The sequence below is a fragment of the Holdemania sp. Marseille-P2844 genome, from assembly GCF_900120005.1.
Classification (GTDB): domain Bacteria; phylum Bacillota_I; class Bacilli_A; order Erysipelotrichales; family Erysipelotrichaceae; genus Holdemania.
Window position 1 is genome coordinate 45,646 of record NZ_LT635454.1, and the last position, 15,541, is coordinate 61,186.

General features: G+C 46.5%; 15 protein-coding genes. 12 read left to right on the top strand and 3 right to left on the bottom strand.

The annotated features are described in order from the left end of the window. The first annotated feature begins 4 nt into the window (after positions 1-4). The 4 genes from BQ7364_RS15045 to BQ7364_RS15060 are packed head-to-tail and all read left to right on the top strand — an operon-like array spanning position 5 to position 3,332. Positions 5-484: a PTS sugar transporter subunit IIB gene (locus BQ7364_RS15045; RefSeq protein ID WP_006057890.1), complete on the top strand. Its 480-nt coding sequence runs from the start codon at positions 5-7 to the stop codon at positions 482-484. A gap of 51 nt (positions 485-535) precedes the next feature. Continuing rightward, positions 536-2,455, top strand: a complete 1,920-nt coding sequence (locus BQ7364_RS15050) for a BglG family transcription antiterminator (protein ID WP_072685468.1) — start codon at positions 536-538, stop codon at positions 2,453-2,455. Between the two features lie 14 nt (positions 2,456-2,469). Continuing rightward, positions 2,470-2,853 (top strand): PTS sugar transporter subunit IIA, encoded by a 384-nt coding sequence (locus BQ7364_RS15055; RefSeq protein ID WP_072685469.1) that lies wholly within the window; start codon positions 2,470-2,472, stop codon positions 2,851-2,853. After that, positions 2,850-3,332, top strand: a complete 483-nt coding sequence (locus BQ7364_RS15060) for a PTS sugar transporter subunit IIB (protein WP_072685470.1) — start codon at positions 2,850-2,852, stop codon at positions 3,330-3,332. The genes BQ7364_RS15055 and BQ7364_RS15060 overlap by 4 nt, the downstream gene beginning before the upstream one ends. A 206-nt stretch (positions 3,333-3,538) precedes the next feature. Here BQ7364_RS15060 and BQ7364_RS15065 read toward each other — a convergent pair whose 3' ends face one another. Continuing rightward, positions 3,539-4,423 (bottom strand): AraC family transcriptional regulator, encoded by an 885-nt coding sequence (locus BQ7364_RS15065; protein ID WP_072685471.1) that lies wholly within the window; start codon positions 4,421-4,423, stop codon positions 3,539-3,541. Between the two features lie 153 nt (positions 4,424-4,576). On the opposite strand from BQ7364_RS15065, the gene BQ7364_RS15070 reads away from it, so the two are divergent. Continuing rightward, positions 4,577-6,538: an FAD-dependent oxidoreductase gene (locus BQ7364_RS15070; RefSeq protein WP_072685472.1), complete on the top strand. Its 1,962-nt coding sequence runs from the start codon at positions 4,577-4,579 to the stop codon at positions 6,536-6,538. 100 nt (positions 6,539-6,638) lie between these two features. Here BQ7364_RS15070 and BQ7364_RS15075 read toward each other — a convergent pair whose 3' ends face one another. Further along, positions 6,639-7,709: a nucleotidyl transferase AbiEii/AbiGii toxin family protein gene (locus BQ7364_RS15075; RefSeq protein WP_072685473.1), complete on the bottom strand. Its 1,071-nt coding sequence runs from the start codon at positions 7,707-7,709 to the stop codon at positions 6,639-6,641. A gap of 8 nt (positions 7,710-7,717) precedes the next feature. Next, complete coding sequence (locus tag BQ7364_RS15080) at positions 7,718-8,428, bottom strand: DUF6577 family protein (RefSeq protein ID WP_139248657.1); 711 nt, start codon at positions 8,426-8,428, stop codon at positions 7,718-7,720. A gap of 516 nt (positions 8,429-8,944) precedes the next feature. Between BQ7364_RS15080 and BQ7364_RS15085 the strand changes: the two genes are divergently transcribed. The 7 genes from BQ7364_RS15085 to BQ7364_RS15115 all read left to right on the top strand — a co-directional run bounded on the left by BQ7364_RS15085 (position 8,945) and on the right by BQ7364_RS15115 (position 15,321). Beyond that, positions 8,945-10,924 carry a BglG family transcription antiterminator gene (locus BQ7364_RS15085; RefSeq protein ID WP_072685475.1) on the top strand — a complete coding sequence of 660 codons (1,980 nt, stop codon included), beginning with the start codon at positions 8,945-8,947 and terminating at the stop codon, positions 10,922-10,924. Between the two features lie 129 nt (positions 10,925-11,053). Beyond that, entirely contained in the window at positions 11,054-11,560 is a 507-nt protein-coding gene (locus tag BQ7364_RS15090) for a PTS sugar transporter subunit IIB (RefSeq protein ID WP_072685477.1), read from the top strand. A 1-nt stretch (position 11,561) separates the two neighbouring features. Further along, positions 11,562-12,353, top strand: a complete 792-nt coding sequence (locus BQ7364_RS15095; RefSeq protein ID WP_006057420.1) for a PTS mannose/fructose/sorbose/N-acetylgalactosamine transporter subunit IIC — start codon at positions 11,562-11,564, stop codon at positions 12,351-12,353. Next, entirely contained in the window at positions 12,354-13,172 is an 819-nt protein-coding gene (locus BQ7364_RS15100) for a PTS system mannose/fructose/sorbose family transporter subunit IID (RefSeq protein ID WP_072685478.1), read from the top strand. Between the two features lies 1 nt (position 13,173). Beyond that, positions 13,174-13,806, top strand: coding sequence for a YczE/YyaS/YitT family protein (locus BQ7364_RS18065; protein WP_072685479.1), 633 nt, complete (start codon positions 13,174-13,176; stop codon positions 13,804-13,806). A 116-nt stretch (positions 13,807-13,922) separates the two neighbouring features. Beyond that, positions 13,923-14,918, top strand: a complete 996-nt coding sequence (locus BQ7364_RS15110; RefSeq protein WP_234973207.1) for an amidohydrolase family protein — start codon at positions 13,923-13,925, stop codon at positions 14,916-14,918. Beyond that, positions 14,911-15,321: a PTS sugar transporter subunit IIA gene (locus BQ7364_RS15115; protein WP_072685482.1), complete on the top strand. Its 411-nt coding sequence runs from the start codon at positions 14,911-14,913 to the stop codon at positions 15,319-15,321. Before BQ7364_RS15110 ends, BQ7364_RS15115 begins: the two co-directional genes overlap by 8 nt. Positions 15,322-15,541: the final 220 nt, after the last annotated feature.

A 15,541-nucleotide genomic window follows, 5' to 3' on the forward strand; every position in this document is an offset into this window, starting at 1 on the left:
GCGAATGATAAAATTACTGCGTGTTGACGACCGTCTGATCCACGGCGCGGTCGGATTTTCCTGGACGAAGCAGCTGTCGATCAACATGATCATCCTTGCCAACGACGCGATCGCCAAGGATGATTTCCAGAAGATGACGCTGGATATCGCCAAGCCGCGGGGAACGAAGCTGGTCTGCGAAAGCGTGGAGAAAGCGAAGGCGCTGATCCGCACTCACTTAAAAAGCAGCACCAACGTCATGGTCATCACCAACAACATCCCTGACGCCGCCGATATCCTCACCAGCATCCCGGAAATCGGTTCGCTGAATCTGGGCGGAATCCGCAAGAACGCTGAAACGAAGGAGAACCTGATCGGCGCGATCGCGGTATCGCAGAAGGATATCGAGCTGTGCAACAAGCTGGTCAGCGACGGCTTTGAGGTCGAGCTGCGCCTGATTCCGGATGGGAAGAAGACGTACTTCAAGGATTATAAGCTGCAGTAGCACATCATGCAGGGGCAACCCTGCATTCTTTTAAGAGAGGAGGGGAAGCGGATGGAATACATCAGCGACCGCCTGGAACAAATTTTGATTTTGCTGGGGGAAGCCTCCCAGCCGCTGACCAGCGCTCAGCTGGCGGAAAAGGTCAAGGTGTCGGCGCGCACGGTCAAAAAAGACATCGGCGAGCTGAACGCGATCCTCAAGGACTACGACGCGGCGATTCTGGCCCGGACCGGGGTCGGTTACCAGCTGTCGGTGGGCGATGAATTTCTCTATAATCAGTTTCTGACGGAGCTGAAGCGGCGTGAGCTGCGAACCGCGCAGACCGTGCCGAAGTACCGCTACGAACGCGTCAATTACATCGTGAAGAAGCTGTTGACGGTGGATTACTATCTGACGATCGAGGATTTAGTCGACGAGCTGTATATCAGCCGCTCCACGCTGACCGCCGATCTGAAGGAAGTGCGGGAAATCTTCAAGGACTACAATTTGGAGCTGATTTCCCGGCCGAATTATGGAATATTGTTAGTTGGGGAGGAAATCGCCAAACGGCTGTGCATCGCCGAATATTTCTTTCACGCCAATGTCTCGACCGGCTATTTTGCGGCTGACAACGCGATGTTTGTTTCCAGCACCAATCAGAATGAAATCCGGTTTGTGCGCGACCTGTTGGAAGAAATTATGGAAAAATACGGCATTCACATGTCCGATCAGTCGCTGCAGAATTTCGTGATCCACATCATCGTCTCCATCCGGCGCTGGAAATTCTACAATTACGTAAAAATTGAGAACGGAAATCTGGATGAGTTTCGAACGAGCGTCGCGCGGGAATGGCCGGCGGCACAGGATTTGGTGCAGCGGCTGCAGGACAAGCTGGAAATCTTATTGCCGCAGGAGGAGATTCTCTACTTCGCGCTGCATTTCAAGTCCAAGCACATCACGGAACTGGACGAAATTACCAGCGAGGAAATCGAACAGGTGGAGAAAACGCTGTACGATATTTACCGGATGCTGCAAAAGCGCTTCGGCGTGATCGCGATCAATAAGGATCGCTACGAGGAATATCTGCGGATGCACATCCCGGCGATGGTTGCGCGGCTGCGCAGCGGTCTGGTCATGCGCAATCCGATGATCTATGAATTCCTGAATAAATATTTGTTTTCCACTCACATCACGATGATGATCAGCGATATTCTGGAACAGAATTTCAACGTCCGGATGAATAAAAACGAATTCGCCTATCTCGTGCTGTATACCAATCTGTTGTTCTCCACGGAGAGCCGTCCGCACGGCGCCAAGATTTTAGTCGTGTGCGGACGGGGCCGGCCGGAAACGATCACGCTGATCAATGAGATCAACGAAAACCACGCGGCGCTGGCGAACATGATTGAGATCTGCGACGTCGGCGAGCTGGAAAATCATGATCTGCATCAGGCGGAACTGATCCTCAGCACGGTGCCGCTGCAGGCATCCTATCCGGTGCCGTCGATTTATATGGATGGCCGGCTGTCGTATGGCGAACAGATCCAGCAGTCGATCAAGCACAACCGCCTGTCCTTCCGCAAGCTGGCGCGCTATTTCTCCCCGCGCTATTTCAACGGCAGTCTTAAGGGGAGCGTGCGCGACGAGGTGTTCCGCGAGGTGGCTAAAGCGTTTGACAACTGGAAAGAGATTCTGGCGATGTTTTGGGAAGCGGAGCATATCCTGTCGCATGAAACGACCAAAGGCGTCGTCTTCCTGCACACGCTGAAACCCCTGCCGGAAAGCTTCATCTATATCGGTTTTCTGAAAAAGCCGATCATCTGGAACAAGCTGTGGGCGCAGGCGGTCATCTTCGTCAACATCAACGGCGATCTGGATTCGCTGCGGCTGGGCTATGATTTCATCAGCGAGATGATCAACGATCCCCGCGAACCGTTTTCAGGGAAAATCACGGAGTATGAAGATTTGATTGAAGTGTTAAGTAAAAATTAGAAAGGAGCGGGCACATGCGATATTTGATTGCCGGACATGGCGACTATGCCCAGGGCGTGGCCAACACGCTGAAATTTTTTAAGGATGATCTGAACAATGTGGATCTGCTTCCGTACAATAACGATTTTGAACAACAGCTGCAGGCGTATCTGGACCGGCGGGATCCGGCGGAGCCGTTGTGCGTCGTGACGGATCTGGTCGGGGGGAGCGTCAATCTGGAAGCGATGCGGCAGCTGCGAACGCGGGATTTCTATCTGATCAGCGGAGCGAATATTTCGGTGTTATTGGAAATGTTGTTTTCCGAGGTGAGCGACGGGACGCAGATCGAGGAGATTGTAAACGCGGCGAAGGATCAGATGGTTTATGTCAATGCCATGATGGGAGCGCGGTCTGAATGATCCGACAGGTCAGCGTGGACGATCGCCTGCTTCATGGACAGGTGGCGTTTTACTGGACCAGCTATTACAATCTGGATATGATTCTCGTCCTGAACGACGAGGCGGCAAACGACGAATTCACCAAGATGATTCTGGGGCTGGCGAAGCCGCGCGAGGTGCGCTTACAGATCGCGGAGGTGGAAGCGGGCTTTGAGATCGTACGCAGGCAGCTGGAATCGCCGGACAACGTGCTGATCATCGTCGGCAGTCTGTTCGACGCCAATCAGGTGCTGGAACATTTCCGCGAGCTGAAAACGCTGAATCTGGGCGGCCTGCGGATGCGCCCCAACGGGAAGATCCTGAACGAGCGGACGGCGCTGACCAGCGAGGACATCGCGATCTGCCGGCGGTTGTTAGAACGGAAGATTACGATCACGGTGCGGCATTCGCCCGAGGCAGCGGAAAGCTTGTTGACGGAGAGCGTGCTGAAGCAGCTTTAGAAGTCAGGATCAGACAAGGCTATCCTGAGCTTTTAACCGAGGCGGTTTTCGCCAAAGGATTTCGCATTCCCGACCGCGGAACAAACGGCGAGGGCAGGCATATGATCGAGAACGCGATCAGCCAGCGGAGGCAGCGCAAGCTTGCTTCATTTCAGTCGGGAGAGAATGCGGCCTCTAAAGATATAAAAAAATCAGGGTTTCGCGGCTTAAGCGCCGGAGCCCTGATTTTTAAAATGCTTTCTGAACTGCGTCGGGGTTACCCCCAGCGCGGTTTTAAAGGTGCTGCAGAACAAATAGATGGAGGAGAAGCCGGTCGCGTCCGCAATCGCGGTGATCGAATCATCCGTTGTTTTCAGCAATTCCTGGCTTTTCTGCAGCTTAAACTGCAGGATAAACTGGCTGGGCGACTGCTGGACGAGCTTTTTAAAGCAGCGGTATAAATAACTCTGCGAGACATGCGCGATTTCGCACAGCTTGTCGACTGTGATATTTTCGCTCAAATGCTCCTGCAGATAGCGGACGCATTGGTTGAATACCGTTTCCTCGCTGGAGCGGACATGCGGGGAAGCTGCCCGCTGATGATCACCTTCCTGCCGCAGAATCCGCAGCCGCAGCATCAGGCTTTGCAGAAGCAGGACTGCTTCCAGATAATAACCCGGCTCCTGCTCGTTGACCTTTTTAATCGTGTGCTGCAGCTGATGCACCAGCACTTCGTTGATCGTATCGTGCAGCACCAGAATCTGCGTCAGCTCCAGCGACTCGATAAACCGTGCGATTTTATGCACCGGCTGAACGGTAAAATGGAGAAAGAAAAACTCGATTGTGTCTTCGCCGACGGAACTGACCGTATAAAAGGCGTTGATCGGCACGATCAGCAGATCGCCCGGCCCGACCTGGTATTCCTGATCCTCAACGATAATCCGGCAATGTCCATGCAGGAAGAACAGGATCTTGAAATGGTTCATGAAAATGCTGTGATTGATCAAAGGCGGCTTCTTGGAAAACCTTCCTATTTTAAGAATTTCATAATCAAATTCTTCTTCGATTTTGGAGAAATTATCTTTCTTTATGGGCGTATAAATTGAATTCATTCCACAATCACCTCAGTTTCTGTTGAATTAAGTATAACATAGATTTCCATAATGCAAAAATGAAGGTTCTGAAATTCTTAAAATCAGGAGTGAATTTGATATTGTGAAAACATTCTTAAATGATAAACTTACAATCAGAAGGGAAGGAAAGAAATGAAGAAAACAGTAGCCTTATGTTCAGCCTTCTTGTTGATGGTTTCCGCGATGAGCGGATGCTCAACGTCCAACAACAAGCCTGTGGAACAACAACCGTCAGCGCCGGCTACGGCGTATGATGAAGAGAAAACAGCCGACGTCATCGTCGTAGGCGCAGGCGGAGCGGGGTTATCCGCTGCGATCGCGGCCACCGACAACGGCGCGCAGAACGTCATCATTATTGAAAAGACAAACCGTACCGGCGGGAATCTGAATCTGACGTCCGGATCGATGTCTGCGGCGGAAACCTCGCTGCAGAAGGAAGCCGGCATCGAAGACACGAAGGCTTCCTTTGTGGAAGACATCATGAAAAACGGCGCTCAGCTGGGCAACCGCGAACTGATCGAAACCTTTGTTAACGAAGATACCGACATGTTCGAATGGATGCTGGAGCACGGCTTAGCCGACAACGAATTCTCGTTAGACAAAGCGACCGGCGGCAAAGCGGTCTTCGCGCCGGAACATCAGTTATATTCCGTTCAGCGGACCTACAAACCGAAGGCCGACGACAAGGAACATTATTCCAGCGCAGCGCATGAGGTGCTCGATCAGTACATCAAGACGCTGGACAACGTTACGATTGATTTCAACACCGACGGCGTGAAGCTGCTGGCGAACGACAAGGGTCAGGTCTTAAGCGTTGAAGCGGTTGCCGAAGACGGCAAGACGATTAAATATACTGCCAACAAAGGCGTCGTGATGGCGACCGGCGGTTATTCCGGAAACTTCAAGCTGATGGGCAAATACGCGGAACACGGCGCGGATTACCTCAGCTCTACAACCTCGATGGGCGAAGGGCTGCGGATGATGCAGGAAGTCGGCGCCAACGTCGATGAGACAGCGATGAGCTACATCCCGACGTTCCCGATGGGCGTGCAGACAGGTCCGCAGAGCGGAACGATCGGTTCTACTTACACCTGGAAGGCCGGCGGCATCTGCGTCAATCAGGAAGGCAAGCGGTTTGTCAACGAACAGGAAGCGCGCGTCGATGTGCGTGAAGTCGCGCTGGAAGAACAGCCGGGCGCGGTTCAATATGATATCTTCACCGACAAGATCGTTGCGGATCTTTCTGCAGCCGGCGGCGATATGATGTATCAGCTTTATTTCAATCCGGAAACCGGACGGGCGAAGAACCTGGTGAAGTCGGCGGCGACGCTGGACGAACTGGCCGCGCTGATCAACGTTCCGGCGGATGCGCTGAAGGCTACGGTTGAAACTTACAACAAAGCCGTCGACGGCGAAGTTGAAGATGAATTCGGACGCAGCTTTGACGCGACGCCATCCGCTTACAGCCTGGCGGTCAACAAGATCGAAGGCGACAAGTATTATGCGATTCCGTTAAAAGCGTTGGTTGTGATGACGCTGGGCGGCGTTTCGATCGACACGCAGACGCATGTTCTGGATGAAAGCGGCAACGTCATTCCGGGTCTGTACGCGGCAGGCGAATGCACCGGCGGCATCTGGGGCAAGTTCGTTTCCGGCGGCACCGGCGTCATGGGCCCGATCACCTTCGGACGGATTGCAGGCCGTACTGCAATGACGGACACCTTGGCGGAAGGCTATACCGTGAAAGCGGCATCCAACCTGTTCGACGCTTCCTTGTTTGAGAAGGAAACGGCGTCCGCGGATCGCTTCGATATGAGCAAGACGCTGAAAGACGGCGAATACACGGCGACGGTCGAAGGCCAGGAAGGTCAGATGACAGTCAAGACGACAATCGCAGACGGCAAGATCAGCGCGGTTGAAATCGTTGAACAGCATGAAACAGCGGGTGTCGCCGATAAGGCGATCAGCGATCTGCCAGCGGCGATCGTTGCGGAAAACTCCGTCAATGTCGACACGATCTCGGGCTGCACGCTGTCCAGCGGCAGAATTCTTGATGCGGTCACCGACTGCCTGAACCAGGCTTCCGCACAGTAATTCAAGTTTACCTCAAGAAAAAAGACAGAATGATCAAAAGCGATTGTTCTGTCTTTTCTTATAGTATGAATGGGAAAGAGTTTGCAGCGGATTCAGTTTATCAACTCAATGTTTTCTCCCAAAGTAATTGCTCTAAATCCATTAAATTCAAAGTCTCGCATAGATAACCAAATGCATCGAAATTAAATTTTTTGAGATAGAATAATGTTTTCAAAGGATCAGGTAACTTTCTAATTTCTTTGCAATTCACTAAATTAACGGTTTTTTCAAATTCATGATCCGTGAGTAAGCATCCGCAAAGATATAAAACTTTTGAGGCTTGATCTGCAGCAATATCCGGGTTATATTTGTAACCCAATAGATGTCCTTTTATTTTTCGTATCCCTTGTAAGAATAATTCATAATCATTCTTAAGTATAGAACCTTTAGCCATAATACATAGACAAGAACGTATCGTATCAATTAAACAGTCTTTATAGTGAATGTTCAAATTTCTGAATCCAATTTCCATTTCTGCTGTTTTGATGTAGGTTGCTTTTACTGCGTGAAAGTCCTCAAGTTCATCAAATAAACAAGCAATGTCGTTTAATTGCTTAATAATTTCTAACTCTTTATCCACACCAAATGGAATTCCTATTGTATAGGGAGCAAATGCCGTTAATTTATCTCCTAGAATACAATCCACAGTGGGTATCTTTACAAAAATGTTGGGTTGTTTAACATTCAGAAAACGATTTTCGATATTTCTCTCTAAAAGCTTAACATATGGACATTCCTCAAAAACGACATCTAAAATGATATTAGTATTTGTTGACTGGATAGGTGAGTCATAGTAGAAACGATAATGTCTTTTCTCAATGTTGTTTCCGCCTCTTCTGATATTCTCCTCCATGTGCTTAAATGGAAAAACTTGTTCTGCTTTATGCAAATATTCATTTAAATCAGTATTTGGTTCCACGATGATGTCAATATCCGTAGATAATCGTTTAGGATTATCCAAAAGTAATAACAAACATGTCCCGCCTTTGAAAATGAATGGCATTTTCACTCTCGATAAGGCTTCAAGTAATCCGAAGGCAAAGAGACATCTTTCTACAAGATTGCGGTCTGCTTTTATATCCTCGGTTAAACTTTGAATATAGTTTTGTGTATAAATATTGGTATCAATCATTTCCCCCGTTATCCTTTCACTTTATTTAATAGTTCTTTTATTTTTTTTTCTGCATTTCTCCTTCGCGCATAACGCAGAATTTTTTTTACATCAATGTTATATTGCTTAAAGCAATATTCATAGATGTCAGCAGTCTCTGAATTGTTAATCAGACCTGAAGTGAACTTATCAGCGACCAAATCTACTAATAATTTTTCTAACCTTAGTTGATGTGGAGTATCCATGTCGTATGGAGATTCAGTAATCAGTTTCTTAACGACAATCGTACCCCATTCAGCATACCTATAGAACTCCTCAACAGTAGGTGTTAATTGAACTTTAGAATACTTTTCTTTTAAAATATCAAAAAACGATTCAACAAAAGAAGATTCTACCTCAATGACGTAAGTCTTGTTAGCAAGTAAATGATTCAGAAACTCATTTAATTGAGAAAATTCCCATACTTGAAAGTTAATTTCTGGATATCGTTCTTCTAAAAAATCATGAATTTCTTTTAATTCCTGACTTAACTGATAAGTGTAAGTTTTTTTGTTGGTAATGACTGTGTATTGATCTTTATCTATTTTTTTAATTAAATTCTGTCGCAAATATCTCTCTAATAAAGAGCTAAGATTATTAAAATTAAAATCAGGATTTTTTTGCCTAATTACTTTTCGTAAATCTTTACGGCTAAATTCTCTTTCATCTCGCATAGAATCGATGATTTCATAATAAATCAAGACCATCACCTCCAACGTGATATTTTGGCAAAAATTTAAAATTTTGCCGATAATTCATCTACTGACATATTATACCACAAAATAGAATGAAGATAACTATCACGTGGAAAATTGGCAAATTTTTAAATTTTTGCCAATTTTCCACGTGGATCTTGTGTTGAGTAAATACCTCGTTGCTTGAAGTGTCCTGCTGCCAGTAGTAAAGAACGTGATTTTATGGAAGTTTAGGCCAGGAAAAAGCTTTATTTGGTATCAGATTATTTATCAAAATTGTTTACTGTTTACTGTTAATCAACGCAGAAGTTAAATGATATTGATGTCTGTAATTGAATTTTCATCTTTATATGCTTCTACTATAGTTCCAGATATTTTATTTTATAATAAACTAGGTAAGCTGTTGAAATTCCCTTTGTCAGAAAGCTTTGTAATCATTTCCAGAAATTAACAGGTTGCTTTGGTCAGGGAATTTCGTTACACTGTAAATAAAGCCGGGATAAATTCGAAGAGGCATAAAAAATGAGAAATGAACGGATAATCTATCTGATTATGAAGGAAGATAATTACATTACAGCGAAGCAGATTTCTGAGATTATGGGAATCAGTCGGAAATTAGTGGTTCAGTCAATACAGGAAATTAAAGACGAACTTCCGGAATATGGCGCCCTGCTTGAAGTGAAAAAGGGACGGGGATATCGTATCCAAATTCATGATAAAACGAATTTCGACGCTCATTTTCAGATTCCGCTGACTCAGAACATGATTAAAACACAGACTTCCGACAGTCATTCTGAACGTGTCATTTTTCTCTGCCGTAAATTATTATCCCAGGAAAAGCCGATTACCATCAGCAGTCTGGCAGCCCAGATGTATCTGTCCAAGGGCGCGATTGAAGAAGATCTGAAGCAAGCGTATGAACTGCTTGCCGACTATCAGCTGTCCGTGGAAGCCTGGCAGAATAAAGGCCTGATCGTCATCGGGGAAGAGAAAAACAAACGGTTTGCGATTACTGATCTGATTGGAGTTTATTATAATTTTTATCTGTTAAAGGAAGTCGATCCGGATTACTGGCGATGGATTGCCTGCGAAAATGATGAAGCTTCAAAAATCAGACATCTTATCTACGATGTTCTGCAAAGCTGTCATATCCGGATCAAAGATATCAACGTTCAGAGAATTACAGCCTATCTGATTGTAATGCGGCATCGCTGTTCGGCCTGGTATCCTTTATATTTGACTGACGAAGAGAAAGTTGAAATGCGGACATGGCCGGAAATTCAATATGTTCACCTGCTTTTTGATCAGCTGGTAAAGGAAAATCCGGATTTTTGCGTAGATGAAGATGAAAGAGGGATCGTTGCCCAATTACTCCGCATCAGTCAGGAGACTGCTGGAACTTCCGGTTTTCTTTCCTCGCCAGAACTTTGCAGCCGTGGGTATCAGGTTATCCACGCAATAGAAGAACATCCGGTTAATCCCTGGATTCGCATGTTAATCACGATTGAAACACTGCATGGAGCATTGATAAACCTGATATGCAAAGCATTATTCCGCAAGCAATGGAACTTGCCGGAAAACGGCCATTTCATCAATCAAATTACCGATATTGTCGTCTTGAACTCGCCGATTTGTTATTATGCTGCATGTAAGCTCGCCACCCTCGTTAAAGAAGAAATCCATTATTCATTCAGCGTGGAAGAAATCACAAAATTAGTTCAGATTATTTATCATGAATGCGAACAAATTGAAATTCCGCACCGGCAATTAAAAATGCTTACACACTGTGAGAACGGTATGGATATGGCGGAGCTGATGATCCAAAGATGGAACCGACTTTTCGGTGATTTCATCGAAAGCAATCAAGCTGTTGAGCTTTATGAGGTAAGAGAATTAGCGCGGAAGAATTACGACTGCATTTTACTTCTGACTTTGGATTTTGCATATAAAGAAACGATTCCGCCGTTTTTTACAGCGTTTATTCCTGACAAAGACGATATCAGCCAGTTTATTAACGATTACATTTTGCCTTGTTATGAGTTGGAATTTTATCTGCCAGACAAGGAGAAGATCTCACTTCATGAACACAGCGCGTTCAAAAGTGAAGCGCAGTTCATTCACCAACTCGCATACAAAGTCTGCCTGCAGATAAAAGAAGGAAAACTCCTTGAGAAGCAGTTAAAGCAAGATTTTCTTTCTTCCTTTCTCGTTTTAAACGAAGAAGTCATCGTATTGCTTGGCGATCAGGAAATCGTTAAAAAAGAAATTTTTCAAATTCACAGGTTTAAACATGCCATCCGCTGGAAAGGCCGAACGGTGAAGACGATTTGTTTCGCAGTTCTGGCTCTGGACAATCCTGTCAGGATGAAACTTCTGGAAATTTTATGCCGGAAACTCAGCGCAGGAAGAATTCTTTCCCGTTATGAGGTAAAAAGTAAAGCTTTGATTGAAGCCATGGAGCATGCGGTCAGAGCGGAATTAAAAATTAATTTAATTCGTTGATTTTTATCAGCGACGCTGAAAAGTACTCTTTTAAAGGAGTATTTTTCTTTGTTTCTTAAAAACAACAGTGTTCCTATAATAAAAGTATCTCATGAAAGCGCTTAAATTGAGAGGTGGGAGGAGAAGAGAATGATCACTCTATTTCGAATCGACGAACGTCTGATTCATGGCCAGATTGCGATTAAATGGTCTAAGCATTACAACATCAATCGGATTGTGGTCGCCAATAATCAGGCTGCGTCAAGTCCGCTGATTCAGAATACGCTGCGAATGGCTGCCCCCGATCAGGTGAAAACCGCTATTTTGCCGATTGGCAAGGCGATTGCTTTACTGAAGGATCCCCGCTGTGCGGAGTTAAGAATTCTGGTTTTAGTGGATTGCCCGCATGATGCCCGGCTGATCGTCAGCGAGCTGCAGGACATTGAAATGATCAATGTCGGAAACTATGGCAGGATTGGAAAAGAAGAAGTACTTCGTTCCCGCAGACGATATTCTAAGAATATTTATTGCAACGAACAGGAAGCCTCGGATTTTCTATCTTTGATCGAAACCGGCATTCCTTGTATCTATCAAACAGTACCGGAGGAAGCACCGGTAAATGTTGCGCAGTGGTTTACGCATAAAGGGGGAATTTAAAATGCTGCAAAGTGCGTTAATCTGTACCTTCGTCTTCTGGCTGGCAGGGGCTATGGACTTTACCTGCTTTAGCTGGGCTTTATTTACACGGCCGCTAATCTGCGGGCCGATCACCGGATTGCTTTTAGGCGATCTGAGGACTGGAATCATCATGGGCGGCGCGATTGAAGGCATCTACATGGGCGTCAGCAATATCGGCGGCTCCACGCCGGCAGATCCATGTCCGGCAACCATCATCGCCGTCGCTTACTCCATTCTGACCGGCAGCGATATTGCCACCGGCGTTATGCTTTCACTGCCGATCGGTACACTTATGCAATCCTTTACGAATATCTTAACGCCATTCTATGCTTCATTATCCGTTTACTGGGAGAAATTAGCGGCTTCGGGAAATACGAAAAAAATGGGGCGGCAGGTTGTCTTGTTTGATTTATTCCTGCAGCGGATTGCCCAGATGCTTGTTCTGTTTCTCAGCATCGCTTATGGAATCGAAGGAATCCAAACTGTTTTTAATTCTCTGCCAGGCTGGGTGCTGAACGGATTTAATGCGGCCAGTGGAATGATGACAGCGGTTGGCTTTGCAATTTTGATGACAATGATCTGGTCGAAGGAAGTCGGCGGATTCTTCTTTGTTGGATTTGTTCTGGCCAAGTATCTGGGGCTGGGTACACTTCCGATCGCGATTTTATTGGCGGTCGTAGCGCTGTGTGTCTTCTTTAACGAGAAGCGATTTATTGAAATCTCAGCCGTTTCTAAAAACGTCAAAGAGAGTCAAGAGGAGGATTTTTTCTAAATGGCGAAAAATCAGATAACATCGGCGGAAAAGAAGATTTTAAATTCTATGTATTGGCGGTCAGGATGTTGCTTTGCGACGTTTAATATGGTAAAGATGGAAGGCAATGCTTTTACCCTGACCATGGCTCCGGCGATCAATGAAATTTTTAAAGATGACGAGGAGGAACGCTGCCGGACACTGTTGAGGCATAATAATTTCTTCAATACACATGCGGTTTTCCTGCCCTTTATCGCGGGACTGTGCTTTGCGATGGAAAAAGAAAGAAAAGAAAAAGGGACGGTGGACGCTGATACCATAGAAAGTATAAAAGTTGCGTTAATGGGACCGGCAGCGGGGATCGGCGACGCCTTCTTCTTCAACTGCGTCCGCGTGATCGCCGCAGGGATTGGAATTGGTCTGGCGGCGCAGGGAAATCTGCTCGGATCGATCATTTTCGCGATCATTTATGGCGGTTCCCAGATGCTGCTGCGCTGGTATTTCCTGCATATTGGGTTTCATGCAGGTACGGATTTTATCAATACAGTATTTGAAACCGGATTGATCAAGGCGGTTACGAAGGCAGCTTCCATTTTAGGTGTGGGCATGGTCGGCGCTATGGCGGCTCAAATGGTAAATGTTCCGCTGGCCTGGACGATTCAGATCGGGGAAGCCGCGGTTGTGGTCAACGACGTGATCAATTCAATCATGCCGGGTTTCCTGTCCATCGTTTTGCTCTTTGTTCTGATGAACCTGATTCGAAAAGGCAAACGACCGGCGATGTTGATTTTCAGCATTATGGTTATTTCTCTGATTCTGGCATTCCTGGGTATTTTCTGATATGCTGCGGCAGATCGTCTGCCTGATCCTTGCCATCCCTTTTGCCGCGCTCGGTTCGTCGCTTATATTGAAAGCCGGGATCGGAGTTGGCGCCTGGGATGCGCTGAGCAAGTGTGCGGCGCAGCTGTGCGGAATCAAGATCGGTACACTCGGAATGATGACGAACAGTCTCTGCGTCATAGGACAAATCCTGTTGTTAAGAAAAGCGTTCAAGCCGCTGCAGCTGCTTCAGTTTGGAATGGCCTTTCTGCTCGGCAGTCTGGTCAACTTCTTCTATTATGACATCCTTAGCCAGCTGGCCGTTCCAACCTATGGTCTTTCGATCATATTCCTGCTTGTCGGCAATGGGATCAATGCCGCGGCAGTGGCCCTGATCCTCAGCCTGAATATTGTGACCTTTCCAGTCGGCGGCCTGGTTCTGGCCGTTTCGCAGGTGACAAACCATGCGTATGGGAAATGCCGACAGAGCTTGGATGGAATCTGCATCTTGATGATTCTGATTCTTGTTTTCGGATTTCAAGGGGAAATGACGCTGCGGGAAGGCACGATTGTCAGTATGCTTATGTTTGGTCCGCTGGTGGATCGGTTCATGGCTTTATTTCACACGTATTTAAAGAAGGGAGCAAGAATTTGATTATTGTTCATGGTAAAGTTTTTATTGACGGCCAGTTTCATGAAACTGACTTGAGAATCACCGGAAAGAAAATTTCAGAAATAGCTCCGCGGCTGCAGGATGAAGAAAAGATTGATGTGCAAGGGGCTCTGATTTTTCCAGGGTTTATCGACACGCATATTCATGGAGCGGAGCAGGTTAATTGCGGGGAAAGCGCAGCGGCAATGCGAAAAATCTGTGCGGCATTGCCCCGATACGGAGTAACAAGCTTTACGCCGACGCCGATCGCCGACGATATTGAAACATCGCAAAAGGCGGTTCAGGTAATCAGGGAAGCAAAGGGTTCTTTGGGAAGCGATATCTTAGGGATCTTTTTATACACCGGTTATAAAAACCGATCGATTTCGTATTACGCTCCGCCGACGCTGCCCACACCGGAACATACTCGGGCGTTAGCGGGGCAGGATCTGTCGCTGATTTTTTCGGCCCTGATCGCGCCTGAACTGGACGGCGGCCTGGAATGGATTGATTGGGCAGTGGAACAGGGGATGCTTCCTGTTATCGGCTTTTCAGAAGGAAGTCCGGATATCATTCATCAGGCTGTCGCCCGCGGTGCACGGCTGACCGATCATTTCCCAAATGGTTTTCCGGCGATCGATCATCATCTTTCACAAGGGGTCGTTCAGTGTTTGTTGGAAGATGATTTGGCAATGCAGGTGAATTGCGATTGTATTCATGTCGCGCCGGAGTTTTTAAGAATGATGATCCGATGCAAAGGCTTAGATCATCTCGTAGCGGTTTCTGATAGTTCCTGCCTGCTGGGGTGCCCTGACGGTGAATATCAAATGGGGGATAAGAAAGTGTTTTTGAAGGATGGAGCGGTTCGTGATGTTAACGGGAAACTGGTGACAGGAGCGCATTCTTTTGATGAGAACATGCGGACATTACGCGAAAGGGGTTTCACATTAGAAGAAATCGGGGCCTTGTGTGCTGAAAATGCGGCTAAAGCTTTGAATTTAAAAGATCGCGGGAAGATCGAAGTTGGCCGCAGGGCAGATTTAGTCATCATGGATGAAGGCTTGCATGTCCGGAAAACGATGATCGAGGGTGAATGGTGTTATCAGAATGATTAAGATTTTAATTGCCAGTCATGATCGGATGGCCAGCGGTATGAAGGCGTCAGCTGAATTTTTCACCGGTCCTTGCGACCGACTGATGGCGATTGATGCGTATACCGATGAACAAGATTTTGAGAAACAGATTCGCAATTATTTAGCGAAGCAGAACGATGCGGAACAGATTCTATTTCTTTCCGATCTGTATGGCGGCAGTGTTAATCAAATCATGGCCCGCGTGATGAGCGAAAGAAAAAATATCCAGCTGATTTCGGGCTTCAACTTTTCCTTGCTTCTGGAATTAATGGAGTGGAATGAAGCGTATTTGAGTGAAGCGCAATTAGATATTATGATTGAACAGGCCAGGCAATCAATGAGCCGGGTTATCTTGAAGGAATCAGAAGCTGAAGCATTCTTTTGAGGAACTGCCAGGCTGGGATAAACGAATTGGAAGGCCAATAATTTAAAATAAGGAAGAGGTAATTCTGGTTTAGGATAGTTCTTCCTTTTTTATATTATTTGAGGGAATTCTAAAGCCAGAACGCAAAGAGGTGTTTTTCAAGTAAAGCATTTTCCGGTTTATTTTTGTTTTGATGCTGGAATATCTTCGCGAAGCAGATCAGGATGTTTGACAAGCGCCG

Coding starts and splice junctions, on each gene's coding strand:
- BQ7364_RS15050 (WP_072685468.1), top strand. CDS start 536: ATGGAATACATCAGCGACCGCCTGGAACAAATTTTGATTTTGCTGGGG.
- BQ7364_RS15060 (WP_072685470.1), top strand. CDS start 2,850: ATGATCCGACAGGTCAGCGTGGACGATCGCCTGCTTCATGGACAGGTG.
- BQ7364_RS15095 (WP_006057420.1), top strand. CDS start 11,562: ATGCTGCAAAGTGCGTTAATCTGTACCTTCGTCTTCTGGCTGGCAGGG.
- BQ7364_RS15115 (WP_072685482.1), top strand. CDS start 14,911: ATGATTAAGATTTTAATTGCCAGTCATGATCGGATGGCCAGCGGTATG.
- BQ7364_RS15045 (WP_006057890.1), top strand. CDS start 5: ATGATAAAATTACTGCGTGTTGACGACCGTCTGATCCACGGCGCGGTC.
- BQ7364_RS15075 (WP_072685473.1), bottom strand. CDS start 7,709: ATGATTGATACCAATATTTATACACAAAACTATATTCAAAGTTTAACC.
- BQ7364_RS15085 (WP_072685475.1), top strand. CDS start 8,945: ATGAGAAATGAACGGATAATCTATCTGATTATGAAGGAAGATAATTAC.
- BQ7364_RS18065 (WP_072685479.1), top strand. CDS start 13,174: ATGCTGCGGCAGATCGTCTGCCTGATCCTTGCCATCCCTTTTGCCGCG.
- BQ7364_RS15065 (WP_072685471.1), bottom strand. CDS start 4,423: ATGAATTCAATTTATACGCCCATAAAGAAAGATAATTTCTCCAAAATC.
- BQ7364_RS15100 (WP_072685478.1), top strand. CDS start 12,354: ATGGCGAAAAATCAGATAACATCGGCGGAAAAGAAGATTTTAAATTCT.
- BQ7364_RS15070 (WP_072685472.1), top strand. CDS start 4,577: ATGAAGAAAACAGTAGCCTTATGTTCAGCCTTCTTGTTGATGGTTTCC.
- BQ7364_RS15055 (WP_072685469.1), top strand. CDS start 2,470: ATGCGATATTTGATTGCCGGACATGGCGACTATGCCCAGGGCGTGGCC.
- BQ7364_RS15090 (WP_072685477.1), top strand. CDS start 11,054: ATGATCACTCTATTTCGAATCGACGAACGTCTGATTCATGGCCAGATT.